General features: G+C 34.3%; 33 protein-coding genes, 1 tRNA gene, 1 pseudogene and 1 other annotated feature. Of the genes and pseudogenes, 27 read left to right on the forward strand and 8 right to left on the reverse strand.

Annotation, left to right across the window (positions count from 1 at the left end):
• Positions 1–21 precede the first annotated feature (21 nt).
• The 3 genes from EUI_RS0109430 to EUI_RS0109440 are packed head-to-tail and all read right to left on the reverse strand — an operon-like array spanning position 22 to position 1,657.
• The gene (locus EUI_RS0109430) at positions 22–930 is read right to left on the reverse strand and encodes a peptidyl-prolyl cis-trans isomerase (RefSeq protein ID WP_010687927.1); all 909 of its coding nucleotides are present in this window, start codon (positions 928–930) and stop codon (positions 22–24) included.
• Positions 931–984: 54 nt separating this feature from the next.
• Positions 985–1,224, reverse strand: a complete 240-nt coding sequence (locus EUI_RS0109435; protein ID WP_010687928.1) for a hypothetical protein — start codon at positions 1,222–1,224, stop codon at positions 985–987.
• A gap of 1 nt (position 1,225) precedes the next feature.
• Positions 1,226–1,657, reverse strand: a complete 432-nt coding sequence (locus EUI_RS0109440; protein WP_010687929.1) for an HIT family protein — start codon at positions 1,655–1,657, stop codon at positions 1,226–1,228.
• 72 nt (positions 1,658–1,729) lie between these two features.
• Between EUI_RS0109440 and EUI_RS0109445 the strand changes: the two genes are divergently transcribed.
• From EUI_RS0109445 to trmB, 3 genes are all read left to right on the forward strand, one after another.
• Positions 1,730–2,470 carry an ABC transporter ATP-binding protein gene (locus tag EUI_RS0109445; protein WP_010687930.1) on the forward strand — a complete coding sequence of 247 codons (741 nt, stop codon included), beginning with the start codon at positions 1,730–1,732 and terminating at the stop codon, positions 2,468–2,470.
• Complete coding sequence (locus EUI_RS0109450; RefSeq protein WP_224145659.1) at positions 2,457–3,719, forward strand: ABC transporter permease; 1,263 nt, start codon at positions 2,457–2,459, stop codon at positions 3,717–3,719. The genes EUI_RS0109445 and EUI_RS0109450 overlap by 14 nt, the downstream gene beginning before the upstream one ends.
• A 62-nt stretch (positions 3,720–3,781) precedes the next feature.
• A complete protein-coding gene (trmB, locus tag EUI_RS0109455) occupies positions 3,782–4,441 on the forward strand; it encodes a tRNA (guanosine(46)-N7)-methyltransferase TrmB (protein WP_010687932.1) in 660 nt (219 codons plus the stop codon).
• A 48-nt stretch (positions 4,442–4,489) separates the two neighbouring features.
• Here the strand turns inward: trmB and EUI_RS10435 are convergent, their stop codons facing one another.
• On the reverse strand, positions 4,490–4,978 hold the full coding sequence (locus EUI_RS10435; RefSeq protein WP_331773681.1) for a tyrosine-type recombinase/integrase: 489 nt from the start codon (positions 4,976–4,978) through the stop codon (positions 4,490–4,492).
• A 155-nt stretch (positions 4,979–5,133) separates the two neighbouring features.
• On the opposite strand from EUI_RS10435, the gene EUI_RS0109460 reads away from it, so the two are divergent.
• The 13 genes from EUI_RS0109460 (at position 5,134) to EUI_RS0109520 (ending at position 13,748) form a co-directional block, all read left to right on the forward strand.
• On the forward strand, positions 5,134–5,547 hold the full coding sequence (locus tag EUI_RS0109460) for an ArpU family phage packaging/lysis transcriptional regulator (protein ID WP_010687934.1): 414 nt from the start codon (positions 5,134–5,136) through the stop codon (positions 5,545–5,547).
• Positions 5,548–6,143: 596 nt separating this feature from the next.
• Positions 6,144–7,316, forward strand: coding sequence for a DUF262 domain-containing protein (locus EUI_RS10250; protein WP_010687935.1), 1,173 nt, complete (start codon positions 6,144–6,146; stop codon positions 7,314–7,316).
• Between the two features lie 128 nt (positions 7,317–7,444).
• Positions 7,445–7,642 carry a hypothetical protein gene (locus tag EUI_RS0109470; protein WP_010687936.1) on the forward strand — a complete coding sequence of 66 codons (198 nt, stop codon included), beginning with the start codon at positions 7,445–7,447 and terminating at the stop codon, positions 7,640–7,642.
• 295 nt (positions 7,643–7,937) lie between these two features.
• Entirely contained in the window at positions 7,938–8,495 is a 558-nt protein-coding gene (locus EUI_RS0109480; protein WP_010687938.1) for a hypothetical protein, read from the forward strand.
• A 43-nt stretch (positions 8,496–8,538) separates the two neighbouring features.
• A complete protein-coding gene (locus EUI_RS0109485; protein WP_010687939.1) occupies positions 8,539–8,721 on the forward strand; it encodes a hypothetical protein in 183 nt (60 codons plus the stop codon).
• Between the two features lie 136 nt (positions 8,722–8,857).
• Complete coding sequence (locus EUI_RS0109490; protein ID WP_141557735.1) at positions 8,858–9,076, forward strand: hypothetical protein; 219 nt, start codon at positions 8,858–8,860, stop codon at positions 9,074–9,076.
• Between the two features lie 52 nt (positions 9,077–9,128).
• Positions 9,129–9,707 carry a hypothetical protein gene (locus EUI_RS0109495; RefSeq protein ID WP_010687941.1) on the forward strand — a complete coding sequence of 193 codons (579 nt, stop codon included), beginning with the start codon at positions 9,129–9,131 and terminating at the stop codon, positions 9,705–9,707.
• A 56-nt stretch (positions 9,708–9,763) separates the two neighbouring features.
• Positions 9,764–9,949: a terminase small subunit gene (locus EUI_RS10920; protein WP_010687942.1), complete on the forward strand. Its 186-nt coding sequence runs from the start codon at positions 9,764–9,766 to the stop codon at positions 9,947–9,949.
• The gene (locus EUI_RS0109505; RefSeq protein ID WP_010687943.1) at positions 9,936–10,262 is read left to right on the forward strand and encodes a terminase small subunit; all 327 of its coding nucleotides are present in this window, start codon (positions 9,936–9,938) and stop codon (positions 10,260–10,262) included. The genes EUI_RS10920 and EUI_RS0109505 overlap by 14 nt, the downstream gene beginning before the upstream one ends.
• Positions 10,262–10,648, forward strand: a complete 387-nt coding sequence (locus EUI_RS10845; RefSeq protein WP_224154520.1) for a phage terminase large subunit — start codon at positions 10,262–10,264, stop codon at positions 10,646–10,648. Before EUI_RS0109505 ends, EUI_RS10845 begins: the two co-directional genes overlap by 1 nt.
• 6 nt (positions 10,649–10,654) lie before the next feature.
• The gene (locus EUI_RS10850) at positions 10,655–10,990 is read left to right on the forward strand and encodes a hypothetical protein (RefSeq protein WP_224154519.1); all 336 of its coding nucleotides are present in this window, start codon (positions 10,655–10,657) and stop codon (positions 10,988–10,990) included.
• Between the two features lie 57 nt (positions 10,991–11,047).
• The gene (locus EUI_RS0109515; protein WP_010687944.1) at positions 11,048–11,287 is read left to right on the forward strand and encodes a hypothetical protein; all 240 of its coding nucleotides are present in this window, start codon (positions 11,048–11,050) and stop codon (positions 11,285–11,287) included.
• Positions 11,288–11,552: 265 nt separating this feature from the next.
• A complete protein-coding gene (locus tag EUI_RS0109520) occupies positions 11,553–13,748 on the forward strand; it encodes an ATP-binding protein (RefSeq protein WP_010687945.1) in 2,196 nt (731 codons plus the stop codon).
• Between the two features lie 2 nt (positions 13,749–13,750).
• On the opposite strand, the gene EUI_RS0109525 is transcribed toward EUI_RS0109520, so the two are convergent.
• The 3 genes from EUI_RS0109525 to EUI_RS0109535 form a co-directional block, all read right to left on the reverse strand.
• A complete protein-coding gene (locus EUI_RS0109525; RefSeq protein WP_010687946.1) occupies positions 13,751–15,013 on the reverse strand; it encodes a DNA cytosine methyltransferase in 1,263 nt (420 codons plus the stop codon).
• Positions 15,014–15,250: 237 nt separating this feature from the next.
• A complete protein-coding gene (locus tag EUI_RS10925) occupies positions 15,251–15,376 on the reverse strand; it encodes a hypothetical protein (RefSeq protein WP_010687947.1) in 126 nt (41 codons plus the stop codon).
• Between the two features lie 609 nt (positions 15,377–15,985).
• Positions 15,986–16,693: a sunset domain-containing protein gene (locus EUI_RS0109535; RefSeq protein WP_010687948.1), complete on the reverse strand. Its 708-nt coding sequence runs from the start codon at positions 16,691–16,693 to the stop codon at positions 15,986–15,988.
• Positions 16,694–18,142: 1,449 nt separating this feature from the next.
• On the opposite strand from EUI_RS0109535, the gene EUI_RS0109540 reads away from it, so the two are divergent.
• The 3 genes and pseudogenes from EUI_RS0109540 (at position 18,143) to EUI_RS0109550 (ending at position 20,181) form a co-directional block, all read left to right on the forward strand.
• Positions 18,143–18,679: an HdeD family acid-resistance protein gene (locus EUI_RS0109540; protein ID WP_010687949.1), complete on the forward strand. Its 537-nt coding sequence runs from the start codon at positions 18,143–18,145 to the stop codon at positions 18,677–18,679.
• A gap of 767 nt (positions 18,680–19,446) precedes the next feature.
• Positions 19,447–19,765 (forward strand): annotated as a pseudogene (locus tag EUI_RS10445) (MepB family protein).
• Positions 19,766–19,860: 95 nt separating this feature from the next.
• Positions 19,861–20,181, forward strand: coding sequence for a DMT family transporter (locus EUI_RS0109550; RefSeq protein ID WP_010687951.1), 321 nt, complete (start codon positions 19,861–19,863; stop codon positions 20,179–20,181).
• Positions 20,182–20,749: 568 nt separating this feature from the next.
• Here the strand turns inward: EUI_RS0109550 and EUI_RS0109555 are convergent.
• Positions 20,750–20,823, reverse strand: a tRNA-Arg gene (locus EUI_RS0109555).
• A 117-nt stretch (positions 20,824–20,940) separates the two neighbouring features.
• Here EUI_RS0109555 and EUI_RS0109560 point away from each other — a divergent pair.
• From EUI_RS0109560 to EUI_RS0109595, 8 genes are all read left to right on the forward strand, one after another.
• Positions 20,941–21,459, forward strand: a complete 519-nt coding sequence (locus EUI_RS0109560) for a hypothetical protein (protein ID WP_010687952.1) — start codon at positions 20,941–20,943, stop codon at positions 21,457–21,459.
• Between the two features lie 375 nt (positions 21,460–21,834).
• Positions 21,835–22,065, forward strand: coding sequence for a hypothetical protein (locus tag EUI_RS10865; RefSeq protein WP_238524888.1), 231 nt, complete (start codon positions 21,835–21,837; stop codon positions 22,063–22,065).
• A 62-nt stretch (positions 22,066–22,127) separates the two neighbouring features.
• Positions 22,128–22,211 (forward strand) — a sequence feature (ribosomal protein L21 leader region).
• Between the two features lie 11 nt (positions 22,212–22,222).
• A complete protein-coding gene (gene rplU / locus EUI_RS0109570; protein ID WP_010391365.1) occupies positions 22,223–22,522 on the forward strand; it encodes a 50S ribosomal protein L21 in 300 nt (99 codons plus the stop codon).
• 28 nt (positions 22,523–22,550) lie between these two features.
• Positions 22,551–22,868 (forward strand): 50S ribosomal protein L27, encoded by a 318-nt coding sequence (rpmA, locus tag EUI_RS0109575; protein ID WP_010391368.1) that lies wholly within the window; start codon positions 22,551–22,553, stop codon positions 22,866–22,868.
• 139 nt (positions 22,869–23,007) lie between these two features.
• Entirely contained in the window at positions 23,008–24,102 is a 1,095-nt protein-coding gene (locus EUI_RS0109580) for an aminopeptidase P family protein (protein ID WP_010687954.1), read from the forward strand.
• A 1-nt stretch (position 24,103) separates the two neighbouring features.
• The gene (locus EUI_RS0109585) at positions 24,104–24,550 is read left to right on the forward strand and encodes a hypothetical protein (protein ID WP_010687955.1); all 447 of its coding nucleotides are present in this window, start codon (positions 24,104–24,106) and stop codon (positions 24,548–24,550) included.
• Positions 24,551–24,676: 126 nt separating this feature from the next.
• Positions 24,677–26,029: a bifunctional metallophosphatase/5'-nucleotidase gene (locus EUI_RS0109590; RefSeq protein WP_010687956.1), complete on the forward strand. Its 1,353-nt coding sequence runs from the start codon at positions 24,677–24,679 to the stop codon at positions 26,027–26,029.
• Positions 26,030–26,054: 25 nt separating this feature from the next.
• Positions 26,055–26,585, forward strand: a complete 531-nt coding sequence (locus EUI_RS0109595) for a YutD family protein (protein WP_010687957.1) — start codon at positions 26,055–26,057, stop codon at positions 26,583–26,585.
• Positions 26,586–26,607 lie beyond the last annotated feature (22 nt).

Below are 26,607 nucleotides of genomic sequence, written 5' to 3' on the forward strand. Positions count from 1 at the left end.
AAGTCGTAACGTATTTTTGAGTTACTTAGATGACGAAATGCCTGCGGTCATGTAACTATTTAAAGCATTTTTGAGTTGAGAATCTTTGACATTGACGTTTTCCTTGCGTAAAATCTTACCAATGATAGTTTGAATTTTGGTTGTGTTTTTTTGATCGTTTAAGAATGTTGAGACAATTTTGTCTGATAACTTACTACGGACATTGTTTAAACTAGGCTTAGTAGTTGTCTTATTTAATTGAACGACATAAAATCCGCCGTTTGAACCGGTAATAGGAGAATCTGAATAGTCATTTGGCTTGCTCAATTTAAATGCAGCTTCTTGAACAGCTGAATCGACACTTGTGCTTGTTGAGTCAAATGATGGTAGTTGACCATTCTGTTTGGCATATGTTTTTTCAGTTGTGTATTTTTTATAAACCGTATTCCAGCTATCACCTGATTTCAATGCCTCAATGGCTTGTTTAGCAGAATTGTCATCTTTAGCAGTTATCATGGAGATAGTGATATTTTGATGATAGTCTTTATAGGCCTGATTAATTTGCTTATCTGTCACTTTATAGTTCGCTTTGATGGCAGCATTCATGACTAAATTATTTTTGATGTTCGTTTTGAACTGATCTTCAGTTGCATTGTTTGATGCTAATACACTTTTAAATGAATCACCATATTGTGCTTTTTGTGTATCATAAGCATTTTGAATGTCTGCCTTTGAAACGTTGCCACCATATTGATTATCAAGCACTTTGTTAATCGTCATGTTAGCAAATTCTTGTTGGCCAGCTGATGATTTTTTAACATCATTGATAAATTGTTTTTCTGTAATTTTTCCCGAGTCGGAAGTCATCAATGTTTTTGATGAGTTTAAACTCAAAAAGACAAGGCCTCCGATAAATATCACAGCGAGTAGACCCCAAATAAATTTACGCATATTGTGTTTCCCTTTTCTGATTAGTATTTGAATAGTTTACCACAAAAAAAAATATTACGCTTTAAACTTTGATAGTTCAGTATTAAGGTGATCAGTTGTTTTCTGAATGCGGTCTAAATGTGGTTTGTTCTTAAAATTCATTTTCTCGATATCAATTTGAATATCATCACGAACAGTTTGTGCATGTATTAACTGTTCAGACAAAGTTTGTTGTTGTGATTGTAATTTTTTTGTTAATGTGGCAATTGTTTTAAGTTGTGCGATTAATCGTTTGAAATCATCAAAAAATTTCATGTTAGTCCTTTCTAAATTGTGCCGAAATGGCGTTAGCAATCGCTTGATATTTTTCTGCAGAAAAGTCTGCACTATGATCAATCGTTGGCGCGAGGGTAGAAGTAAGACCGTCATCGTCATAACGAGGTATGAGATGCCAATGAGAGTATATAACGGTTTGGCCTGCTGAGGGGCCATTATTAGACTGTATGTTAATACCACTGATTTTAGGATTGCTGTTTTTGATGGCGCGAGCAATCATAGGTAACTTTAAGAGTACTTTTTGAGCTGTGGTTTCGTCATAGCCAAAAATATCATCAACGTGTTTTTTGGGTACAACAAGTGTATGTCCAGGTGTCACTTGTGAAATGTCCAAAAATGCCAATACGTCGTCATCTTCATAGACCTTGTAACAGGGTATTTCGCCGGCAATAATTTTATCAAAAATAGTCATGTGCTAACCTCATTTCTTTTTTGTTACTTTCATTATACCAAATAACACATTATGCCTGTTATAATAGATTGTATGGGATTAAAAATAAAAAAAATATCCGGCGGTTATGTCGGTAACTCAGTTTTGAAAAATATATCATTTGAAGTTGATGATGGTGAAATTGTTGCCTTGATCGGTTTAAATGGTGCAGGGAAATCGACGACTATTAATCATATCATTGGTGAACTACACCCGCAGCAAGGAACAATTATGTTAAATGATGTTTATTTATCGCAAGCACCGACAGCTTTTAAGTCTCAAATCGCTTACATTCCGGAGCAACCAATTTTGTACGATGAATTGACTTTGGAGGAACATTTACATTTAATGTTGTCAGCTCATATGATCGATAATAGTGTGACATGGTCACGTGCCTTTGAATTACTCAAGTTATTTCGTCTGGAAGATAAATTACATTGGTTACCTATACATTTTTCAAAAGGTATGCGTCAAAAGGTCATGTTAGTAGCTGCTTTCATGTTAGATGCACCATTATTAATTGTCGATGAACCATTCTTAGGGTTGGATACATTAGCGCAAAAGGACGTTGTCCACTTGATACGAGAGCAGGCAGAAAAAGGCAATAGCGTGCTAATGACAACACATTTGTTGGCTTCTGCTGCAAAATTTGTTGATAAGTTCGTTGTACTGCATGAAGGCACTGTTCAATTTATTGGGACACCTTTAGCACTGGCAAATGCACATGGTTTGACATTGAATAACCTAGATGATTTTTTTGACTTAATGCATGAGAATACAAATGATGAAAATTAACGACTTATTTATGCAGCGCTTTGTTCGTGCACAAAATATTAATATTAAATATTTAAAATTGCTCTTTAACGACCATTTTGTTGTCTTTCTTTTGATTGCTTTTGGCGCTAGTATTTTAGGCTATCAACAATTAATTTCGTCACCACAGTTTACATTAATTTGGCAATCATCATGGTGGCAATTATTTGATGTGTTGTGGTTAATTATTGGGTTACAAATGGGAACACTAGTAACTTATTTCAAACCAGCAGATCGTCTTTACTTATTGAGTAACGATTACCTTATTGCAAAAAGTTACATGAAGCGCAGTATTGGGGTTAGTGCAGTGTTTGCTTCAGTGTGGCAAATAACGTTTATGATTTTATTGGTGCCTGTATTATGGCAAACCCATGTTTTTTCATTCTGGCGTGTAGGCACCTTATTATTATTTACATTGAGTTATAAATTGTTATTGTTGCTATTATTGCGCGATAGTCTGTTTTTGAAATCATGTGTTAACATTTTGAAAGGCCACAACCGAATTAAGTATGTGTTGTTTAATGGCATTGTGCCTGGAACAATAATGACACTTATTTTGCAGTTGCCATCAGACTTTACTTGGATAATTGCTTGTTTGTGGGTTATTGTAGCATATGCATGCGGCTTCTTTTTTTATATCAATGACAAAAAGGCTGGACAATTAGCGTTGGATTGGTCAAAAATATTGCCACAAGCAATAGGACATGAACAGCATGTGTTACATTTTTATGCAACTTTTGCCGAAGTACCTAATCAACAAAGAACTATTAAACGTCGACAATATCTTGATTTTGTGATTCGAAAATTGACAAAACATCACCCAGTCATGTATCGTTTGTATCTCATACGTTTAATACGAGATACTGAAGTGTTACCATTACTAGTGCGGTTAGAATTGGTTGGCGCTGTTGTTATGTATGCCTTGATGGGTGCACCTATTTGGCTCATTGCAACAATTGCTGCAATGACAATGTATCTCATCATTTTTCAAATGATACCAATTTATTCAAACACTAAACAAAAATTATGGACGCAGTTGTTACCAATAGATGAAAAAGCGAAACAAAAGTCGTTTCAGCAACTTGCGAAACAAGTGATGTTTATGACGACAATTCTATTGGCAATGGTTAGTTTGTCACATGGATGGTTGACCGCAATTGTCGTCACAATTGTTATGTGTACTATTGGCATTTTCTTAAACAAGCTATATATTCCTAAAAAAATAAAATAAATAACAGAAAGTAAACGTGTGGCAATTAGGTCGGTGTTAACTGCCACGCGTAGAGAAATAATATGCATCTTAGAGCAAAACCCTGGGCATCTGCTTGGTTAACAGAACATTCTGATATTGTCATTGATCAAAAACAGGCGACAGAACAGATTGGCAAATGGCAAATGCTATTTGACCAAAAAAACCCAATTCATGTTGAAATTGGTTCTGGAAAAGGACAATTTATTCTTGGTATGGCACTGGCACATCCAGAAATAAATTATATTGGTATGGAGATTCAAGAGACAGCAATAGCTATTGCTGCGCGTAAAAGTTTTGAACAAGTTGGGAAACTGCCGAACTTGCGCTATATTTATGGTAATGGTAATGGCGTGGAAACGTACTTTGAAAAGGCTGAAGTTGCCAAATTATATCTTAATTTTTCTGACCCGTGGCCGAAAGCTCGTCACGAATCACGTCGATTAACTTACAAATCTTTTTTAAAGTCATATGAGGCTATTTTACCTGAAAAAGGCGAAGTAGAATTTAAAACTGATAACCGTCATTTATTCGAATACTCGATGGTCAGTTTCGTGAATTATGGTATGCGATGGTCAACGAATGACTATTCTTTAGATTTACATCAAGATGATGAAAAAGTTTTAGGTAATATAGAAACGGAATATGAACAGAAGTTTATGGCTAAAGGGCAACCAATTTATAAGATAAAGGCTCACTTCTAGAGCCATAAGGGTCATAGAATATTTTATGAACAAAAAACAACGTCTAATTTAGGCGTTGTTTTTGCTTTCTGGGGACATTTGGCGACTTGACGATAAAAGCTTTAAAGCCATTGTGCTTTGTTCTGTCTCTTTTTCTTTTAACATGTATTCTTTTAACATATGAGCATACATGTCTAATGTTATACGCGTATTCTTATGATCTAAGCGTTTGGAAACATAATCAATAGAAGAAACATCGTTGTATAGTAGAAAACTAGCGTGAGAGTGCCTTAAATCGTGAAATCTAAGGTGTGGTATGTCAAGAGCATCTAGAATATCTTTTAACCGTCTGCTAAATTGTCTGTTGTAATAGTGAGAATATAAAGGGAGGTAGTCAGAATTGTCGTGTAGTAATTTCGAAAACTGTTCTGTGATAGCTATAATTCTATGCGATTGCATGTTTTTAGTTTCTGTCAATTTTTGCACGGCTATAGAATAAGATATTGTGATGCGGTTTGTTTTCAGTGTAATATTTATTGGACTAATAAGTATTCTAATAGGTCAGATGACAGTATCGATAGATCAGTAAACATCGCTATGTAATTACATAGCGATGTTTAAGACATATTGTAATTAATATGAACTGGTAGAGCGATAAGGCGACACAAATGACGGTTATCCGTCGTACATAATATTAAGAAGCCAGACGAAAAATGCAGTTACTACCTGATATAAATGAAGCAGCAACGATTAGCAATGTCCGTCAGTTTTTCGAGGTGGAGGTGGAACGGATTGCCAGAATAGCTCATGAAGATATGGGTGGTTTAAAGTCACCAACTATGTCAGATATGCCACGGTCAGAAACATTTGGTAATTCAGTTGAAACTCGGTTGAATAAGCAAATCGAGGCACGTATATTGTTTGATAAGATAAAAACTGCAATTAGTTTCATCAAATATCCCTACCGTCAGATGCTTGAGACAAGATATGTTGATGGAATGAACTGGTTAGATATGGGGAGTAAGTTTCAATATTCATCTAGACAATTAATGCGCAAGCGCGATCTAGCTTTTTTGTATTTTGCCGATACTTTTGAAGAGGTGCATGATTTTCATATTTACCAGTAGCTGAAAATGTCACATTGATGTCGCACGCGTGTCAGTATTAAGATGCTATATTGGTATTATCGAAGAATTACGAAGAGCACATCTTGCAGGAACAAGTGGTGTTTGGGTTAAATAGATAGGTTGGAATATCTATCATTAATGCGAGGTGAAAGTTGGTAGCGTGCACAGTGTCATGAACTGTGATAGATTGGTTCGATTCCAATGCCTGGCATTGCGTCACCTACTATGTGATGAATCAATAAGCCGTTTCACTCGTGGTAGGAGAGCATAAATACATACATTGTTTAATTTAGCATACTTATAACTTGCTAGTACATAGTGATGTGTGCAATTTATGCATTAATCAAATCAATTGAGAATGAAATACCCTAAATATGTTGAAGTTGTAAAACGATAATATATGGTTAGCTGCTAATAATAAAGTAGGCTCGTCAATCATGAGGTTTATCATTGATAATAATATTGAAAAAATTATTTTTAAGTAGCAGCCATTATAATAAATGCGATTTTGAGGTTTATTTGCTTAAAAAATTGAAGCTGCTATTTTTTTGTGTTATAATTAAAACATAAATTTATAAACAAAAAAGGAAAATTATATGAAAATTAATAATAGTAAACTTCAAGCAGCTAGTAATTTAAATCCAACTAAAAAAAGTCAGACAATGACAATTTCTGAATTGAGTGAGCTTATTGAGGATGGAAAATTAACCATTCCTATGTATCAACGAGGACTCAGTTGGAATGAAGACAAAGTCGTAGCACTGTTTAACTATCAGTTGTTCGGTAAAGCTCCTGTAGCACCGCTGTCGTTAAATTCAATCGGCTCTAATGATGAAGTTCCTCAACTATCTTTTGTAACACGTGAATTAATTGATGATGGTAGCAATGAGGGAAAGATGTCAGTAGTTGACGGTCAACAAAGGTTAACCACTAATTACAAAGCATACTCAAATGATGAAAGTTTTCAGAATGTCATTTTGGACTTTACCCAAGCAAGATTTAAAAAAATTAGTGGTCGTTTACGTGAAAATCAGATACCTGTTGGAATACTACTCAATAAAGAACAAAGTGTTTTGCAGGAATATATTTACAATAACTTAGGTTCGAATGAAGCTAATCAACTTTTCCCAATAGCTATTAGTGTTAGAACGAAGTTATTGAGTTATAGTTATACTGTTCATATTGCAGGAAATATGACCGAGAATGAACAAATAGAATGGTTTGAAGTGCTAAACAACGCTGGAAGTAGGGTGACTATGATCGAATTAGCGCTCTCTAAATTTAAAGTTCACGATTTTGATATGTATACTCAGTTTATTAACCCTTATAAAAGTTTGGTTTCTGAATATGGGTTCGAAGAATTATTTTCACCGTTTTCTTCGAATGTTTCATACCCAATAGCAAGTTTGAATCCCGCATTCGAAAAGAACCAAAGGAATGGCACGCACAATAAAAACTATGCACCAATTCCTTCGGATACCAAGGAAAATATGTTGATTAAGTTAAATAAGCAAGAACTAGACAGTATCAGTGAAACGACCCTATCTGGATTACAATTAGCTTTGGACTTTATATTCGATAATAGTCTACAGGATTATGTTACTAAGATGCAACATATTATGTACCTTACCGGATACTTTGTGTTTGTGAATGCCAGCGATATTAAGATTAAAGAACTAGTGTCTTGGCTTCAAACAGTTTCGTTTGATAATATATCTAATGGGGAAAAGCGCGATATATTCAATGACTTGATTAAAAATAATATATAAATCAAGGTTTAAGTAAAAAGCATCAGTTGACTAAATTTAACGACGTTTTTTTAGTACATAAAAATATACGGTCCAATTTGCGAATCTAAAGCAGATGCGTAGGTTGGACCTTTTGTGTGGAGTAAATCATGAATGAAGCAAACAAGCAAAAGCAACGCAATAGACACACACGCGATGCAACAGATATAAATAGGCAACATGCAAATAATATTAAGCACGAGAACGTAGCAAGGCATGCAAGAGCGCGTGTGCAGATTAAGTCTGAAGTATTAGAGAACAGGCAGATTGATTATAGTGGGCACATGATGTGGTTGAGGAGATTTTAATTGAGTCTTAACTAAAGTGTCAGCTCTCTAGCAGTATAATAGTTATATCGGAGGTATTTAGACATGAAAAGGCAACACAAGGTCGGGTTGTATACTGGCATATCTGCAGGTGTCATATTGCTAATCACAGATTGGTTAAATCTTGAGATGATGATATCGTTCTTTGTAATTTTAATTACAGTATTTGTAGCAAGTTTTATAATCAATAAGCTGATAAAATAACGTTTCATTGAACAAAACTCTAATCCAACTCACGTCTCTCTAGTAGTATAATTATTGTTATTGGAGGTTGGAGATGGTACTAAATATAATAAAATGGCTGAATGAACATGCCGGTGTAGCCAGCTGGATAAGTGGATCTGTTACTACTATCGGTTTAATATCAACCAGAATGTCTTTTCGGAGCAAAATGGTAGTTGATATATTGGCGACCTATAAACAAGTTTCTGCTGATAAATATCTCAGAATAAATCATATTATAGCGCTTACAAATATTGGAAACACTCCTGTGATACCAAAGGAATTTGGATATGTTGCTTTTCACAAAATGGAAAAAATATATATGCCTCTAATTACCGACAGAATAGACTGTGCTCTACAACCATATCAAAAAATGGAAAGAGGGTCACAAGTTGCTTATATTGAAGACATTCTTGAGGCGCACGGATTTACTAAAAGCGATAATGATATTAAGGTTAAAGCGTATGTCAAGATACATACTGGTAAGGTATACCGCAGTAAAAAGTCTATAAATCTCAATATGAACAAGTTGGATGAAGACGGTGAAAAAATTGCTGATATGATTGCTAGTAAAGCAATTGAGGCCGAAGAATTATTACCACAATTAGATTAAGCGCATAAGCGCTTTTTATTTTGTGCTAAATTAAGGAGAAAAAATGGATGAGCTGTCATCGAAATATTTAGTCAAAATGGTAGAAGAAGACCACATATATTCAGCGCTAGAACTAGCAGATCATTTACCATATACAGTTATTGATGTTATTAATGAGGCTGTTAAATTAGGATATTCTTTTGATGACATTAACCAAGATCCTAATTTGGTTACGGTAAACACATGATGTGGTTAAGGAGATAAACGTGTTTAAATTTATTAGTATTGTTTTCAACGCTATTGAAGATGTTTTGGAACGTTTTTTAATTAAACTAATACATTACATCGAGAGTTTTGGAACAAGTTATGTTGAGGAGATGAATATGGAAAAAGATGATTTAATCGAACAAACTATACAAATGATCAATGCTGGTGATTTAAAAACAGATATGGATTTTATTAAAACGGTTAATGCAATTCAACGTAGGCATCGTATCGGACTTGTAAGAGCTGCCAATATTATAATTGATCTAAATAAATCAGGATTGTTGAATAATACAGATTGGAAACAAAAAGCTGCTCGCTATCATTTTAAATTTTAACTGAAATAGTAAATTTCTAGTAGTATAATTATTGCTATTGGAGGTTGGAGAATTGAAAAAAATCGCAGGTATTATATCAGCTATATTGGCAATGGTTATTTTTGTTTGGTGGCTCGTTAACTTAAATTCATTATTGTTTGTAGGTAGTTTCTTATTTGTCACTGATAAAAATAAAATGAACTGGATTGGTTTGACTGGAATCATTGCAATTGCTGGACTTATATATAATTTGTATGATGGTAGGCGCAGATTTAGAGGAGATATCAGGTCAAAAAGCAGAATCGATTGGATGAAAACAGTTAGAAATTTAGTGGCTCAATATTTATCTGATTGTGATAATATCATCGACCACATGGAACACAAAGGATCGAAAAACTTTTTGTTAGGAGATATAGGTGGTATTGGAACTAGATTTAAACGAAATTATAATGAAATTTTACTTTATGTACCAGACAATGATTCTAACAAGCTTTTATTAGATAATATTAAGGAAATATATGAATGCTTGAAAAGTCGGGATATAAAAACAACAGAAAAGACCCCAAAAATCCGCCAACTATTACAGAAAACAGTAAAAGACAGTAGTGAGTATTTAAAAATAGAATGGGAAAATGCCAAAAGAGGAGATTAAGCGCATAAGCGCTTTTTATTTTGCACTAAAACATTGAAAGAAGGTGGCACAATGACATGAAATTAACACCGAAACAGAAGAAGTTTGCTGATGAGTATATCAAGACCGGAAATGCTACGCGGTCTGCTATTGAAGCTGGTTATAGTGAGGCTTATGCTAAAGCTCGTTCAGCAGAAATGTCGGTAAATGTCGGTAAATGTCGGTATAAAATCGTACATAGAACAGCGCATGAAACAGATTGATTCTAACCGGATTATGAGCGCCAAAGAGGCAGTAGAATTGCTTACTGGTATTGCTAGAGGTGAGTTAATGGAAACTGTCGTTGTGAGCACCCCTGTAGGAGTTGAAACAGTCGAGAAAGAAGCTGATATCAAGACTAGAATTAGAGCTGTGAAAGAGATACTTAAACGCTATCCCGGTAATGATAAACTCGTTGATCAACAAATACGTAAGTTAACTGCTGAAGCTGATATGGCTGAAAAGAAAGTCGAGTTATTGAATGGTGGTAGCGGTGAGATAACTATCAATGTTAAACCGTTCGAGGAGGACATGTAATGTCTGAAATTGAGTGGAATTTACCAGAAATGGTTAGTAAAGCATACGCGCCACTTTTTAACAGTAAGAAGCGCTACATTGTCTATAAGGGTAGCCGTGGAAGTGGTAAAAGCGAAGCAGAAGCAACAAAGGTCATCTACGATATACTCACGAAGTCATACGTTAATTGGTTGGTGTTGAGGCGATATGCCAACACTAACAGACAATCAACATTTACATTATTGCAAAAGGTTGCTAATCGCATGGGCGTTGGCAGCCTTTTTCAATTCAACAGCTCACTACCTGAAATAACGTATAAACCAACAGGGCAAAAGATACTGTTTTTTGGTGCCGATAAACCATTATCTATCACATCTATATCGGTTGAAACGGGTAATTTATGCTGATTATGGGTGGAAGAAGCCTATCAATTAGAGTTAGAAGATGCGTTTGATCCAGTCGATGAATCAATGCGTGGCATTATTGAAGATCCAGACGGTTATTACCAAACAATAAACTGGGAAACATATGCAGCAATTGAATTTGGCGAACGTGTCACTTCTCAAGAAGATTTCAACAAGTCATACGGCGCTTATATGTGGTTGACTCGTAAATTAGCAGACGAAGCAGGAGCAAATTATGATCTCGATGACAACGACGTTATCGAGATCAAGACGCACAACTTTGCTTCGCGTACCGGACGTGGTTCAGACCATGTAGTAGATCCTATTGCATTTTTGGCGAAGTGAAGTATTTGTTATGATCAATTAGAGGAAGACTCAATTAACGGTTTGGAGGAAAAACCTATGGCACAACCTAAATTAAAAGATGGCGATAACATTTGCCTAACAACAAAGGCAAGCACTTCTGCATATGGTACAGCGTTTGATAAGGGCACAAAAGCAACATGGGGTAAGATTGATGGTAAGGCGTTTGAATTGCATAAATCAAATTCTAATGACGCTTATCGTGTGGCATTTTGGTATGACAATGCTATTGTGTTTTGGAACAAGATTTACAAATTAAATAGACAAACCACCTGTTAATTAAAATAGATGGCTTTGTGTTGTTTATTATGAATGGTCAATATTCAACGAACTTTAATTTTGAACGCACTAAAAACACCCAACTGGATTAATTTCTGGTTGAGCTTTTTTGTGTATGTCTTTATGTTTAAAATTTAGTTCAATCATATAATTGACTTATGTAGGTGTTTTTATGAAGTAAATAATTATATTTTGGATTTTTATAGTGGTATATTTTTTCAATCTATAGTACCGTATAATTAAGTAGAGAATGGGGAACGAAACAATGAATAAATATATGCCACTTAAAGTTAATTCTAATGCTATAACTGAAGCTTTGGGAAGAGATTTAACAGAAGATTATTCGATAGTTTTTGCAGAACAATTAAAAAATGCCAAAGATGCGGGCGCAAAAAATGTAACAATTGATATTAGTCATTTCGATCAAGAAATATTAATTCAGGATGATGGGAAAGGAACTGATTTTAATGATGTGGTTGATACTTGGCTTACGGTGGGTACTACTACCAAATCAAGTGATATTAATTCATTAGGTGGTAAGGGAATTGGCAGATTAACAATGTTTGCCTTAGGAGATACTATTTCAGTTGAAACAACAAATAATTTTAAAAAAAGTATATTCAAGTTGGACAAAAAAGAATTAGCAAATGATGAAGATTTTAATAGTGTGACTCTAAATGTCAGTCAAGTGGAAGACAATAAAAAGCAGCAAACAATTATTAGAATTACAAATATAATTGTAGAATATTTAGATAAGGATAAAATACAGAAAGATCTGCAAAATTTATTTAAAGATGAAAATGATATAAACTTTACCATCCTACCTACCGATCAGAAAAAGTCGACACAAAATTATATACCGGTAGCTGATGGGACTAAGTATGCTACCTTACACTCAAACTTTGTTTTAGATGCCAAAATGCTATCTGTGAAGCACACAGCTGCAGTACATTTATGGGACAAAAAGAAAGATATTTCTGATACATCTGTGAAAGAAATAAACGAATACGTATTAAGCAATAAAGATCTTTTTCAAAGAATTGGTGATGTTAGTTTTGATGTATATCACTTCTACGAACCGCAAAATACAAAAACACCATATGCTCTGGCTAAACAGTTTAATAAAATGGATATCCAAAATAGGTTATTAAGTTATGCAGGTGGTATTAATATTTATAGAAAAGGTACGAAGTTATTTGGGTATGGATTAAGCGACTGGCTTGGACTTGAGTATGAGTCACGTAATGATAGTTCAAAAATATCAAACAGCCGAACATTAGGAACTATAATTTTATCACCGGAATCTGAGAAGTATTTGGTGGAAAAATCAAATAGAGAAAGTTTGAAAACTAGTACAAAGGCTTATCGAATATTTAAAATATTTATTGAGTTTTGCATAAAAAAAATAAACATCGAGAGACAGCAAGTTAAAGCCGGATTATGGACATTACAAGACAAGATTACAAATTTAACTACAGATTTAACTACAAATCCAACTACAGATTTAACTACAGATTTAACTACAAATCCAACTACAGATTTAACTACAAATCCAACTACAGATTCAATTATTAATTCAAAAGTTAGACAAAACAATGAGAACAACAATAACGAATACGAAATAGGTGGATCAATAGTTTTAAAAAAATCAACGGAGTATATCAAGTTAAATCACTCATATGACATGTTTTCGAATATTGATTTAGATAAGTCTATGACTTGTGACGGAAAAAAGTTTTGTAGAAGAGATTTAAGCTTTATTATTGACGGAAAAGAAAATCAAGATGAATATTTAAGAGGGCAATCATTGCCAAGCACAAAAAATATTGTTGTTAAAGATAAAATTCATACGTTATCAGGTGCATTTGATATTATTATTATGCCCAAACAAAGGGATAGTAGTAGACCAGGATTATTTCCATTAGACGAGCACGGTGATCACTTTAAGCTTGAACCTTCAAGCGATCAGAACTTCTTAAGAATTTTTATGAGTCAATTGAATGATATTTGGATTACTAGAAAATATGACTATGTTGTTACTGGATCAATGCGTGTAATTATTGACGCCCAAATAGATGAACTAAATAAGTCTGTCAATAACGCATCAGGAAAAGTCATTAAGATGGTACCCCATCTGACAGGAAACTTTAACGACATAAAAATTCTATTGGATTTGATATTTGGTAATGAAGACTTGAAAAAACAAATTGCAGAGACCTTAGGATACACTAATACGAATGTTAAAAAAAACTTTTGGAGAAAATTTGAAGATCCAGCAAATCGAAGTAATACAGGAGAATATTTTAAAAATAAACTTCAAAGATCTCACACAGGAGCACATAAACCACAAGATGCTACTAATCCAATGGAAATTTTAGGGTTAGCTGATGATCAAAAAAACTTTCTCGAATTATCAAGCGCTTACCTGAAAGTTCTAGAAAGTAGTAAAAGTAGTATATGAGGTTAATATATTTTTATGATTAAATTGGCAATCTTATGACTTAGTATAGGTGGAACTGCATTTCCAATTTGAGTAAATGCTTGAGTTCTAGATGGCTCAAAGTAAAAGTCATCTGGAAAGCCTTGTATCCTTGCAGCTTCACGAACGGTGATTGAGCGATTTTGATTAACATCAGGGTGAATGTAGTGGTGCCCATCTTTGGCAATATGCGCTACGATAGTGTGTGAGGGTTTGTCCCATGAGAGTGCTTTGTATCTATCTAAAAATTTATCAACATTTTTATGTGTTCTCAAATTTTCAGGTAATTCATTATATCTCATGTTATGTCCTTTAATTTTAGATTGTAGAACTAGTTGATAAATTTTTAGATCACGTTCAATATTGGGGCGTGCTAAGTTTTGCGTTAATGGTAATTTATCATCTTTACGGAAATATCGCCGTGTATATTGTGATGGAGAGCTTGCATAGTTGTTAACTTCTTGCCCAGATTTTAGAGAAGGTAAGTCACTTAACGCTTCTTTAAGCGTAACTGGGGCCTCTTTTAGCTTTTCAAGTTCACTAAAAAAAGATTGAATAATTTCACTTTTTTCTTTTGGTGTACCGAATATGATTATTCGTTCGCGCGCTTGAGGGACACCATATTCACTAGTATTAACTATGCGATAGTCTAATTCGTATCCCGCTGCACGGAAGTCTTCATACATACGACCGATGAGCACCCCATTTTGACGTTTGAGTAAATAGTTACCATCTATATCTTTGAAGCTAAGCAAGCCTTTAACATTTTCAAACACGAAAAATTCGGGATGATAATGTTGCAAAAATTGAATGTAGTATCGGTATAGATAAATTCTCTCATCATTGGCTTTTTTAGGTGCATTTTGTGCACGGCCAATTGTTGAATATGCTTGGCAAGGTGGACCGCCTATAACACCAGATATATGCTCACCATTGATAGACAAGTCGAACTGCTCAAAAATATCTTGAAGTGTTTCATCACCAATAGCCTCATTTATGGTTTTATTGAGTATATTTGACGGAATATGGGTGAAAAGTTCTGTCTCTGTAATCTCAGCAGATAAAAATTGATAATATTGATCTATTTTATTGTGATCCTTTAAATAGTAATATGCATCACGTAATCTCAGTGTTTGACTGGCAGCTGCTTCCTTTTCTACGTGTCCTATAACTTTAAAATCTTTGCTTCTAAATCCTTCAGTTAAGCCACCTGCACCACTAAATAAATCAATTATATTTTTAACCATGGTATGTTATTCTCCATTGCTTTAACTTATGTATAAGGATACCAGGATTGATGATCCTACACAAGTATTTGTGTGTTATTAGTGCTTCTTTTAATCAAACTTTTCAAATTAATGAGACAATATTAACTATATTACGCCCAAGCTATATGACTTTTTTAAATTCACCTAAAGACATTTAGTTTTTTATTTGAGCGAATCACACCATTTATCCAATGCAGCTTGCTGTTTTTCGGTTAACTAACCAATAGGTTCACCATATTTCTGATGCGCATTAATTAAGTAAATATCTATTCCAGTATTCTTGTTAATCGTACGCGGTGGCATTATTCTTAAAATCACACGTATTGTTTGTTCTTTATTCATTAATATTTGCCTCTAAAATAATAAACACAATGAACTCTTAATCTGAACAAATAAAAACCACGTAACTTAATACGTGGTTTTTATTTGTTAAAATCAATCGATAAATTGGGGACATTTTGGGGACTTGCTATTAATATTCAGTTGTTGTTAACATTCAAAAAGCTTGATAAATCAACAATTGAGCAATACATAAAAGTGTTAAATAACTAATTTTTCGCTGAAACGAAATATGAATAGAAGTTTATGGCTAAAGGGCAACCTATCTATAAAATTAAGGCTCACTTTTAGAGCGACAAGGGTTACATAGTTTTATGTCATCAAAAAACACGATTAAAATTGATGTGAATCTAGAAAGGGGTTTTACATCTGTTCTCGTTAGTTAGAACGGCCCCGTGCGTTTACGCGATTTAGCCCACTTAACGTTTCAAAGGTTAATTTTTTTTATTTGCGATGAGTTGACCAAAGCAGGTAACATATGGCAATGATTGCTAATAGTGCGAAACTACCATATATAATCAAAAATATTAATTTGATATGAAACAAGCTGTACTTTAAAAAATAATTCATTTCTCTCACATCCTTTCGTCTATGTACACCCGAGAGGGCATGTTATCGTTGAGCTCTTCTATAGCCATTTGCCTGAGCTTCAGCTTCACTACCAAAATATATAGCATTTGCTGAGTTCATATGGTATCCGGCTTGACCAGGAACATGATAAATGTGAGACTTTGCATTACCGATAATTTGTTGACTAGTGCCTGTGTATACTTGTGTTGTGTCTGTTGTGTCTGTTGTGTTATTTTGAGAAGCGGTAGTTGCAACAGCATTATCATTTGATGCTTTTTCTGAATTCGATAGTGATTGCGCTTCGGATATCGAAGCAGCCTGTGACACTCTGACAGTTTCCTGACTTGATTTTTCAGCAGCGTCCGAACTAGCTTTTACTGATGACTCAGAACTAGCCTTTTCAGATGATTCAATACTTGCTTGTTTTGCTTTTGAACTTTCAGCAGCGTTCGAACTTGAAATCGCCTTAGAATTAGCTATACTAGCTTTTTCACTTGATTCGCTAGCAGATTTTTTTGACGACTCGCTTTTTTTCGAAGCACTTGAGGTCGGTTTACTATCTTTGGTGGCGTTATTTGCGGTAGCGACGCCACCCATTAAACTAACAGTTAATATGACAAGTGAACCAATGATAGCCTTCTTAAACATTGGAAAGGGCTTATGCTTTAATCTAGCAATAAACCAATAAATTGCAATGCCGATACTAGCTAAAAATGAAAAGAAAAAAATAAAACCAAATAATGTGCTCATCCCTAAAATCTCCTCAAACCTTTTTATGTGGTTGTTCAGCACATAATACTAAATAATTAAAAATAGTTTTGAATGTTTCAGCCAAACTTGCCGTACCAAATAAGTGTGCACTAGCTACTTTCTGCAATGTCGCGACAGTAGGTTCCCTGGTAGTTCATGAATATATTGATTTTTCACCAATAATAGCCCTAATAGCAACACCAGTTAATGATAAACCACGTTTTTTTGAAACTTCTCTTATCCTGTCGATTAGCGTTTCTCTTATGTCAAACAAGAGAAGTATCACATACAGTAATAAATTATTGAAAAGTGTTTTAGATAGTATTGTATTTAATCATGTAAGTTAATTACGCAAATAAAGAACAGGTAAAACATTACCAATTTTGACGAAAGAATATGTTATAAAATGGTTTATTGGGATGTGTTTACTCTGTGATTATAGTACTTCATAGAGTAGTTGGAAAGTAAAACTTACAAATATTATTACAACAAATAATACTAAGAAGGAAAACATGAGTGTAAAAGAAGCTATTCAACTACTGAAAGAAGACGTTATAAGTTCGTTCTTCATCTAAAACCAAGGAAGTTAAAATCTGATATGTTGGCTCCCTAAAGTCACCAACTATGTCATATAGGCCACGATTTTAAATATTTGGTAATTCAGTTGAAAGTTGGTTAAATAAGCAAATTAAGGTACGAATAATATTTGATAAGATAAAAACAGCAATTAATCGCATCAAATAGCCTTATTGTCAGATACTCGAGACAGGTGTGTTGGATGGCATGAATCGGAGTAAGTTTCAATACTCATCTAGGCAATTAATGCACAAGCGTGATCTGCCTTTTTGTATTTTACTGATACTTTTGCAGAAGTACATGATTTTCATATGTAACAATAACTGAAAATGTTACATTGAATTTGCAAACATGTCTGTTGGATGGTGGTATATCGGTGTTGCTGATAATTAACGATGGCGTGGTTATTGCGCCATACACTAATTTTACTTTTTGCAAGATTAGTGATATAATTTATTAGTCAACCCAGTGATTTTACAATCGCCATATTTCATTTATCTAAATTGAAGTATATTCCAGGGGCTGACGTACATAGTAATGTAGCAATTAGAGAAACACCTTCATTGGTGTTTTTTATTTTGCCGTTAGATAACCGTATCCCTGAGTCGACGCATATAAAACTTTAAGGCACAGTACAGTTAGACTGCTAAATGTTCTATGAAATTGCCCCTGATGAGATAGCTTGTTTTAGTCTAGCATTCACAGACTACATGGGTAATAAACGAGGCGTACATAGCGATAGTTTTCAAAATGGAAACAGCCACGGTGCTAACATCCTTAACGGGTGCTTTTTTATTAAGGACTTTGTAATTTAGTAAATTTGTGTGTACTGATGTATAATTAACTTAGTTTAGTAAATTAGGGAGAACGAATATGTCAGATGAATTTTTGGTAAAAGTACGACGAGCGATTGGTTTTGATGGATTGATTTCTATAATTATCGGTGCTTTTATATTATTCCTGCCTGGTCGAAGTGCTAGAGTAGTTGCAGGAATGATGGGTGCTGCTTTAATCGCAGCAGGTTTGTTCAAATTGCTTTCTATATTTAAAAAGGATAGCGCGAATGGTGTCACAAGATTAGGACACTTAATCAGTTCTGTTATCTACATAGTTGCTGGTTTATTTATATTCATAGACATGCAAGCAGCTGCTATATCGCTCATTTTAGTGGTTGGTATATTAACGGGTATGGCATGGTTAATTGAAGGAATTATTCAACTTACAATTTTAAATCAGATGGGCACTAATAAAGTATGGTCAATCTTATCAGCAGCGATTAGTATAATAGGCGGCTTAAGTCTTTTATTTAGCCCATTATTGGGTGGAGTACTTGTATGGTCGTTCTTCGGTATTACTTTATTAATCATTGGAATTTTCAAGTTAATACAATATTTCACTTTAAAAAATTAATTTATTTTAATGCCGCTAGTTAGTTAAATCTAACGACAGTTTTACAACACATAAAAATAAGTGGTTCAATTTGCGTAGCTGTGTTAATTTCGTAAGTTGGACCTTTTTGTATGGAGACAAGCGTGAGAGTGCAGCATGGTATGAAAGAGCGCGTGTGCAGATAAAATCAGAAGTTGTGTATAATCGAATATTGGTTAGGCCTGGTTGAGTGGCGCATGATGTTTGAAATAAAAATCACTCGTCCAACGGCTCGTTTTACTGTATAATTAAAATTTAGTTTACTGATCGATAGAATAAGAAAGATTGGCAATTATTTAAAGTATGTGCTATAATTTAACTATTGAACGCAACAGAGAGTGCGTTCAGCAGTCTAGCAGAATACTTGTTAAATTATTAGTTACTGGTTTTAATATCATATTTGATATATGTTGAATGATACAGAGAGATCTTCAACCTCAGAAATATTAAGTTAGTTTAGTTAATCAATAAATTTAGTTTTGTAATGTATAGAAGTTCTTATCAAGAAGCCTGTTAGGCTTTTTATTTTGTTATAATATATTAACTACGTATTAAGTTTCGTGGTTTTAGACTTAAAAATCAGGCCATAAATTTGGGACTTGCTACCAATATTTAATTATTATTAACTATCAAAATGTTGTTATATCAACGATTGAGCAAGGACATAACAGTGTTGAATAACTAATTTTTTGATGAAGCGGAATGGCATATAAACAGAAATTTATGGCTAAAACGTAATCTACCTGTGAATTGTTGCTTTTTGGGGAAAAGATAAGCATGCTAAAAATCAACCGTTTGATTATGAAAGTAGTCCCGATTTTTTAATAATTAATGTGATTGATTCTAAAAATCAAGGACAGTTTATATTTCCTAAAGTGTTATTGGTGCAAAAAAATATTGTTGTCTCTGAAGTCAAAAGGCAAGATGGCATTAAGGGTTTATCCGGAGTGGGTGAAGGAATTAAACAAGACTGCTTTTCAAACACAACAATGGCAATTGCCCTATTTTATTGATTTATCAAAAGATCTAATAGATTCTTCTAGATTAAAGCAATTATATACATTTTGACTGAAAAGCTGTACAAATTTATCGTCAAATTGAAGTCAAAAGCGTGATAGTTTGATATTTAAGTCTATTTCAATAGTTATTAGGAGGATTTTTATATGCCGTGGATTTATTTGTTACTCGCGGGTTTTTCGGAAATACTTTGGTCAACTACTATGAAGTTAAGTAATGGTTTTACAAAAGTTGGTTGGGCAAGTTTGACTGTTATTGGCCTGGTTGCGAGTATGTTTTTTTTGTTACAAGCAGTGAAGTACTTGCCATTTAGTTTGGCTTATCCAATTTGGACCGGAATTGGTGCAGTTGGTTCAGTGGTAATAGGTGTCATATTATTTCACGATAAATTCCCACCTATCACTTGGTTTTTTATTATTTTATTAGTTGTTGCAATTATTGGTATTAAAGTAACTGCCGGGGAGTAATAACGTTTATTGCTTGGGAAGGTGATTATCACTCAAAGAAGGATCATCTAAAAAAGACCTTGTTTATACAATATGATAGAAAAATATAAAGTGAAAACAAGTAGTATTTAAATAATCTTTGAAAATAAAAATCCAATACATACTCAGTAACGTAAGCTCTTAATAACTGAATATCAATATTATATTGTTACGAGACATTACTTTAGCCTAAAATATGGGTGATTTAATATTTCAAAACACGATATTGATGTCGCTGATATTTCGTTTAACAGATTCGGGAACGAAATAGAAAACGTCGACATATCAAGGGATGAAGTACAAGTCATTGATAAACTGATCGAAACGTTTAAAAACAATGAAAGAAAATCTTGAAGCGGGGGATTTACCTACGCCTGAAAAATTGACTAGCCCACGTAATTAAGTTGCGTGGCTTTTTGTAGCACTAATGCGAAATAAATTTGTTTATAGGTATACATTGTTATACAAATTCATATACTGAAAAAATAGTGATATCAACGGTTTTAAATAAAAAACTGTTTTACCAATATTATAGGTAAAACAGCAAAAATGCGCGGGGGGGGAGTCGAACCCTCGACCTGCCGGGTAGAAACCGGCTGCTCTATCCAGCTGAGCTACCAGCGCAATACAATATATATAATAGCATAAAAACAGTAAATATCAAAGATTTAATTTATCTATTTTTTTAATTGGCTTACCTATAGTATACTATAGGTAAGCCAATTACAGAGGATTTAACATATGAGAAAAGCATTTATCGCATTAGGCGTGATCTTTGTAGCACTATTAGTTGCGTTTGCAACGTTTAATCAACAACCTAAATATGCTGGTGTTTCGATGCCTAGAACAGATTATCGACATTTGGAGCAGTCGCGTCGAAGTATTAAAACCTTTATTTCGGCATTAGATGATTTTGATTATCAGGATACCAAAACAATGACTGCTGTTGAAAAGTCAGGCAATCAAATTATTAAGCATAATAGTAATAACTTAAGTAACACTGATTCTCAGGCATTACGTGATGCACTATACGGTAAAACTGGTATTATTACAATTGTGCAAACAGCCAAAAAAGGTCACTATAATATCGATAGTAGTGTTGCTTCACGTTTCCATGATAAATTTGATACCATTATCACAATGTCAGTGAATGCCATGAATAAAAGTTCGGCACAACGTGCTGATATTGTGACACAAATGAAAGTAGACTTAAATATCGAAGCGGCAATATATAGAATAGGCGCGAAGAATGAGGAGTAAAGAGTAGTAGTGTTGTTTTCCAGGAGAAATTATGGTTAAGAAAGAAGATGCACGTGTTTTACGGACAAAAAAAATATTGAAGAAACAACAATTACGTTATTAACAACGCAACCTAATTTTTCGATTACCTTATTATTGCATCGTGCGGATGTCACCCGGGGCACTTTTTACAAGTACTATCAAAATAAGGAACACCTTATTTCTGAGGTCAATCATACATTAATACAGGAATTTATTCAATATACGCAAGGTAAATTTCATGTTGCCAAAATGATTCAAGCTGTAAGTGACCGTGCTGCCTTTTATAATGCGGTGCTTAATTTACATAGTAATTCAGTTTATGTTAAAACACTTATGTCGCGAATGAGAATGCAGATGCAATCACAATTGGGTATTATTGAAGACGAAGAGCTATACAGACATCAAATGTTTCAGTGGGAAATTATTACAGGTGGTTTTTGGGCGTTGATTTCAAAATGGTTGTTAGACAATATGAATGTGACACAAACTAAGTTATTGCAAGAATTTATAGAAGTATTACGTGTTGATTCCACTGGATGGACACAAACTGGTTTGAATTTGTTTAATTTTGATAATGTTAATTAAAAAATAAACCTGTGTGGATATTGACGCAATTATAAATTTTTGTTATAATTGATAGGTTGTTAGCATAGCTACAACCACTCGGAACAGGTTGAAGTACGTGTCGGACAAGAGCCGACCCGCCTGGAATGGTGAGTCTAAGTATAAGGAGAATTCAATAATGGCATATGCAGTTATTGTAACAGGCGGCAAGCAATATAAAGTCGCTGAAGGCGACACAATCTTCGTCGAAAAATTGGATGCAACAGAAGGCGAAAAGGTAACTTTTGACCAAGTTGTTTTGATTGATGGCAAGGTTGGGGCACCTTTTGTTGAAGGTGCTAAAGTTGTTGGTACTGTTGAAAAGCAGGGTAAACAAAAGAAAGTTATTACTTTCAAGTACAAGGCCAAGAAGAATATGCATTCTAAGCAAGGCCACCGCCAACCATATACACGCGTGAAGATTGATTCAATCGCGTAATTATTACTTGTAAAGGAGAAATAGACTTATGTTGATGAATCAAGAAAACTTACAAATGTTCGCTCACCACAAAGGTGGCGGATCTTCAGCCAACGGGCGTGATTCAGCTGGCCGTCGTTTAGGAACTAAGGTTGCTGATGGACAAGATTTGACAGCTGGTTCAATTATTTATCGCCAACGTGGTACACATATTTATCCAGGTGTTAACGTTAAAAAGGGTGGAGATGACACTTTATTTGCTTTAACAAATGGTGTTGTTAGATTTGAACGTAAAGGGCGTGAAAAGCGTCAAGTATCTGTTTATTCACGTGAACAATACAATGAAATTTTAGCTGCCGCAAAGTAATTAAAATCAAAAAAGAACAGTTCGCTGTTCTTTTTTTTTACTTATTAACAAGTTCAGCAATATGATGTATTGAAGTGAAAAGTAATCTTATAAGCTTATGATATAATTATAGGTAACAATGAAAAGGAAAGTATCAGATATGACTAAATATTTTGAAGCACGTATTGCTAAACTGCAAAAATTACTTAAGAAATTGAATCTTGATGGCATGATTGTATATCAAGGTGCTAACATGAAATATTTAATAGGTTTCGGCGGTGGTACCGGTGATGGTGTAGTTGTTATTAGTCGTGATTCAGCTTGTTTAGTAACTGATGCACGATATGAAGAGGCATATAAAACAAGTTTACCAGAAAACGTTAATTTAAAAATAACAAGAGCCTATTATGAAGAGGTGATCTCAGTAGCAATAGCTTTTGACATTAAAAAATTGGCTTTCGAAGCCGACTTGCCATATAATATTTATGATTATATTGATGAATTATTACCCGCTGATATATCATTTGATGCGCTACCGTTTGCCATTGAGGCCTTACGTGAAGTGAAAGATGAGGCTGAACTCACTGCTTTACGTAAAGCAGCTGCTGCGTCAGTGGCGGCATTTAATGAGCTCATTCCGTTCATTAAGCCAGGAATGACTGAACGACAAGTGGCTAATGAATTAGATCGACTTCAAAAAAAATTCGGAGCTGAAAAAGCTTCATTTGACACAATTGTTGCATCTGGTTATCGTGCGGCGTTACCCCATGGCGAAGCAACAGATAAAATAATTGAAAATGGTGAACTTGTTACAATTGATTTTGGTTATTATGTCGATGATTACACGTCTGATGTAACCAGAACAATCGCTATCGGAAGTATAAGTGATGATCTTAAGCAAATTTATGCCATTGTTAAACAAGCAAATGAGAATGCCATAGCGATTGTGAAACCTGGTATTTCTGGTAGTGAAGTTGATCGTGTTGCGCGTGATTATATATCTGCGCATGGTTATGGTCATGATTATAACCATTCTACGGGCCATGGTGTTGGCTTAGCTATTCATGAAGGGCCAGCACTGAGCGCACAATCCAGTGATGAATTGCAATCAGGGCATCTTTTAACCATTGAGCCAGGTATTTATCTTGCAGAACAAGGTGGTGTCCGAATTGAAGATGACATTATTGTTACACTAGACGGTTATGAAAATCTTACAAATGATCTTACCAAAGATTTAATTGTAATTGAGGGTTAATATGGCACAAACACGATTAGATTTTTTAGCGTTTTATCGTGGTAATTTAGTGACTGGTTTTGATTACGTTTATATCAAACGTCATGAGGGTCATGCTTTTTGGCAGAGTAGAGACAAAACTCAAGAGGTGAAAGATATTGCAGATATAGATTTTGATTTTTATAATCCGCATTTTAATCAAGCGGGGCAATCTTTTAATTGGCGTTATCATGAACAATGGACTGATATGACAACGTCATGGGATGAATTTACCGATAAAACTATGAATTATATTAATACTTGGATGACAGAATATCCTGGTCCTTCTCAGACTAAACCAAGTTTAAACGATGAATGGGGTGTAAGATTTAAAGTGCCAGGTGAACATGAACGTATGATTTGGGGATTAAATGCTTATCCGGCTAATTTACAGAAATTCATAGATTTTCTGTATTCATTTGCTAATTGAGGCACTGCATCTCGCAGTGCTTTTTTGTTGAGTTGGTGTAAAATGATAGTAGGGAATATGTCTGTAAAAATAAAAAATAGTGATACACACATTTAATAACTGTCCACTATGTTTGAAAGGAATTAAATGGGAACTGAAACCATACACTTACTGCATACGAATGATATGCACTCACACTTTGAAAATTGGCCACGTATTTTACGCTTTTTGTTGGAGAAACAAAAAACATATACGCAAAGCTACACGTTTGATATTGGAGATGCGATTGATCGTTTAAACCCATACACTGATGCAACAATGGGTCAAGGCAACATTGAATTGATGAATGAAGCACACTATGACGGCGTGACAATTGGCAACAATGAAGGATTAGTGTTGTCCCATGAAGCAATGAACCATTTATATGATGGGGCTAATTTTGATGTTTTGTTGGGTAATTTAAAGGAGTATCCTAGTTTAACGCAACCAACATGGGCTAAGAACTATAAAATTATAACGACTAATTCAGGAACCAAAATTGCTGTTTTGGGATTGACTGCACCGTATATGTTAACCTATCCTTCACTCGGGTGGAAACCATATGATGTTGATGAAACAATCGGTAAATTATTACCAATACTTCGTCAAAAGGCTGATGTCGTGGTGTTACTATCTCATCTAGGATTACCAACAGATGAGCATCTAGGTGAAAAATATGACATTGATATTATTATTGGTGCACATACACATCATTTGTTAGAGCATGGTAAAATGGTTTCAGGGACTTTATTGGCAGCAGCAGGTCGTTATGGTAATTATGTCGGTGATATTTCTTTAGAAATATCAGATGATGGTCAAATTTTGAGTAAAAAAGCTGTCACGACACCGACGTATGAAATGTCGGAAGACGACGAGGACTATCATTTAATTCATGGCTTATTTAAAAAGGGACAAACAGTTTTGACCACCCGATATGTTACGCAGTTACCACGAGATATAACAACCGATGAACAAAGTTATGATGCAATGAGAGCTTTAAAGCAATATTTTGATGCACCGGCAGCTATGTTATCAACTGGTATGTTTGTTGAAGGTTTTCCAAAAGGCCGGTTGAATCAATATGAGTTACTCGAAAGTATGCCACATGCAATTAATCCGATGTTAATGACACTTAAAGGCCAAAAGATTATTGAGTTATTCGAAGAGCTTGATGCACAACAAGAATGGTTGTCAACTTTGGCGATGAAAGGTAGTGGCTTTCGTGGCAAAATTTTTGGTTATATGCGTTTTGATGGTATTGATAGACAAAAAAATGGCCAAATTCTGTACCAAGGTCAAACCATTCAGCCACATCAAAATTATCAAATTGCAACACTTGATCATTACAAATGGGTACCATTTTTCCCTGTGATACAGGATGCACCAGTAAAAATTGAATTGCGTATATTATTAAGAGAATTGATGGCGCAATATTACAAGAAAAAATACAGTAACGTATAGTGTACTGTTAAAAGAGAGGCATTTAATGGATCGTGAATCGTTAAAAACACAAACGTTATTACAACAAGAAGAACGTAAGATGGCATATCAAGTTATACGTCAGGAAAATAAAATAATCATTGATAAATTAACGTTAGAACTCGTTGAAAATTTTAAGGAAGCTTTTAATACTGAAAAATTGGCTATACGTTATACGCCATTGTTAGCGCAATATGATTATCTTGTCGGTGATATTTCAGCTGAACAATTGCGTCTTAAAGGGTTTTATCGAAATGAAAAGCATGTACCAAATCAAGATAAAATAGAGACATTACAGGACTATTTGTATGAATATGTTAATTTTGGAGCGCCATATTTTGTATTAGAAAATATTAATCCGCGGCAATTAGAACAAGAAGATCGTCCTAAAAATAACAGGAGAACACACAAAAGCAATCATAAGCGTTCACCTGAAAAAGAAAAAAATAAAACAAGTATAAGAGCAACGCCACAAAAAAAAGAGCAGACAAGTAACAAAAAGCCAATTAAACGGCCTTTCATAATTAAACAAAAATAACAGCCTGAGGCTGTTATTTTTG

It is taken from the genome of Leuconostoc gelidum subsp. gelidum KCTC 3527, from assembly GCF_000166715.1.
Classification (GTDB): Bacteria; Bacillota; Bacilli; order Lactobacillales; family Lactobacillaceae; genus Leuconostoc; species Leuconostoc gelidum.

Coding starts and splice junctions, on each gene's coding strand:
- EUI_RS0109430 (WP_010687927.1), bottom strand. CDS start 930: ATGCGTAAATTTATTTGGGGTCTACTCGCTGTGATATTTATCGGAGGC.
- EUI_RS0109435 (WP_010687928.1), bottom strand. CDS start 1,224: ATGAAATTTTTTGATGATTTCAAACGATTAATCGCACAACTTAAAACA.
- EUI_RS0109440 (WP_010687929.1), bottom strand. CDS start 1,657: ATGACTATTTTTGATAAAATTATTGCCGGCGAAATACCCTGTTACAAG.
- EUI_RS0109445 (WP_010687930.1), top strand. CDS start 1,730: ATGGGATTAAAAATAAAAAAAATATCCGGCGGTTATGTCGGTAACTCA.
- EUI_RS0109450 (WP_224145659.1), top strand. CDS start 2,457: ATGATGAAAATTAACGACTTATTTATGCAGCGCTTTGTTCGTGCACAA.
- trmB (WP_010687932.1), top strand. CDS start 3,782: ATGCATCTTAGAGCAAAACCCTGGGCATCTGCTTGGTTAACAGAACAT.
- EUI_RS0109460 (WP_010687934.1), top strand. CDS start 5,134: ATGCAGTTACTACCTGATATAAATGAAGCAGCAACGATTAGCAATGTC.
- EUI_RS10250 (WP_010687935.1), top strand. CDS start 6,144: ATGAAAATTAATAATAGTAAACTTCAAGCAGCTAGTAATTTAAATCCA.
- EUI_RS0109470 (WP_010687936.1), top strand. CDS start 7,445: ATGAATGAAGCAAACAAGCAAAAGCAACGCAATAGACACACACGCGAT.
- EUI_RS0109480 (WP_010687938.1), top strand. CDS start 7,938: ATGGTACTAAATATAATAAAATGGCTGAATGAACATGCCGGTGTAGCC.
- EUI_RS0109485 (WP_010687939.1), top strand. CDS start 8,539: ATGGATGAGCTGTCATCGAAATATTTAGTCAAAATGGTAGAAGAAGAC.
- EUI_RS0109490 (WP_141557735.1), top strand. CDS start 8,858: ATGGAAAAAGATGATTTAATCGAACAAACTATACAAATGATCAATGCT.
- EUI_RS10920 (WP_010687942.1), top strand. CDS start 9,764: ATGAAATTAACACCGAAACAGAAGAAGTTTGCTGATGAGTATATCAAG.
- EUI_RS0109505 (WP_010687943.1), top strand. CDS start 9,936: ATGAAACAGATTGATTCTAACCGGATTATGAGCGCCAAAGAGGCAGTA.
- EUI_RS10845 (WP_224154520.1), top strand. CDS start 10,262: ATGTCTGAAATTGAGTGGAATTTACCAGAAATGGTTAGTAAAGCATAC.
- EUI_RS0109515 (WP_010687944.1), top strand. CDS start 11,048: ATGGCACAACCTAAATTAAAAGATGGCGATAACATTTGCCTAACAACA.
- EUI_RS0109520 (WP_010687945.1), top strand. CDS start 11,553: ATGAATAAATATATGCCACTTAAAGTTAATTCTAATGCTATAACTGAA.
- EUI_RS0109525 (WP_010687946.1), bottom strand. CDS start 15,013: ATGGTTAAAAATATAATTGATTTATTTAGTGGTGCAGGTGGCTTAACT.
- EUI_RS10925 (WP_010687947.1), bottom strand. CDS start 15,376: ATGAATAAAGAACAAACAATACGTGTGATTTTAAGAATAATGCCACCG.
- EUI_RS0109535 (WP_010687948.1), bottom strand. CDS start 16,693: ATGAGCACATTATTTGGTTTTATTTTTTTCTTTTCATTTTTAGCTAGT.
- EUI_RS0109540 (WP_010687949.1), top strand. CDS start 18,143: ATGTCAGATGAATTTTTGGTAAAAGTACGACGAGCGATTGGTTTTGAT.
- EUI_RS0109550 (WP_010687951.1), top strand. CDS start 19,861: ATGCCGTGGATTTATTTGTTACTCGCGGGTTTTTCGGAAATACTTTGG.
- EUI_RS0109560 (WP_010687952.1), top strand. CDS start 20,941: ATGAGAAAAGCATTTATCGCATTAGGCGTGATCTTTGTAGCACTATTA.
- EUI_RS10865 (WP_238524888.1), top strand. CDS start 21,835: ATGCAATCACAATTGGGTATTATTGAAGACGAAGAGCTATACAGACAT.
- rplU (WP_010391365.1), top strand. CDS start 22,223: ATGGCATATGCAGTTATTGTAACAGGCGGCAAGCAATATAAAGTCGCT.
- rpmA (WP_010391368.1), top strand. CDS start 22,551: ATGTTGATGAATCAAGAAAACTTACAAATGTTCGCTCACCACAAAGGT.
- EUI_RS0109580 (WP_010687954.1), top strand. CDS start 23,008: ATGACTAAATATTTTGAAGCACGTATTGCTAAACTGCAAAAATTACTT.
- EUI_RS0109585 (WP_010687955.1), top strand. CDS start 24,104: ATGGCACAAACACGATTAGATTTTTTAGCGTTTTATCGTGGTAATTTA.
- EUI_RS0109590 (WP_010687956.1), top strand. CDS start 24,677: ATGGGAACTGAAACCATACACTTACTGCATACGAATGATATGCACTCA.
- EUI_RS0109595 (WP_010687957.1), top strand. CDS start 26,055: ATGGATCGTGAATCGTTAAAAACACAAACGTTATTACAACAAGAAGAA.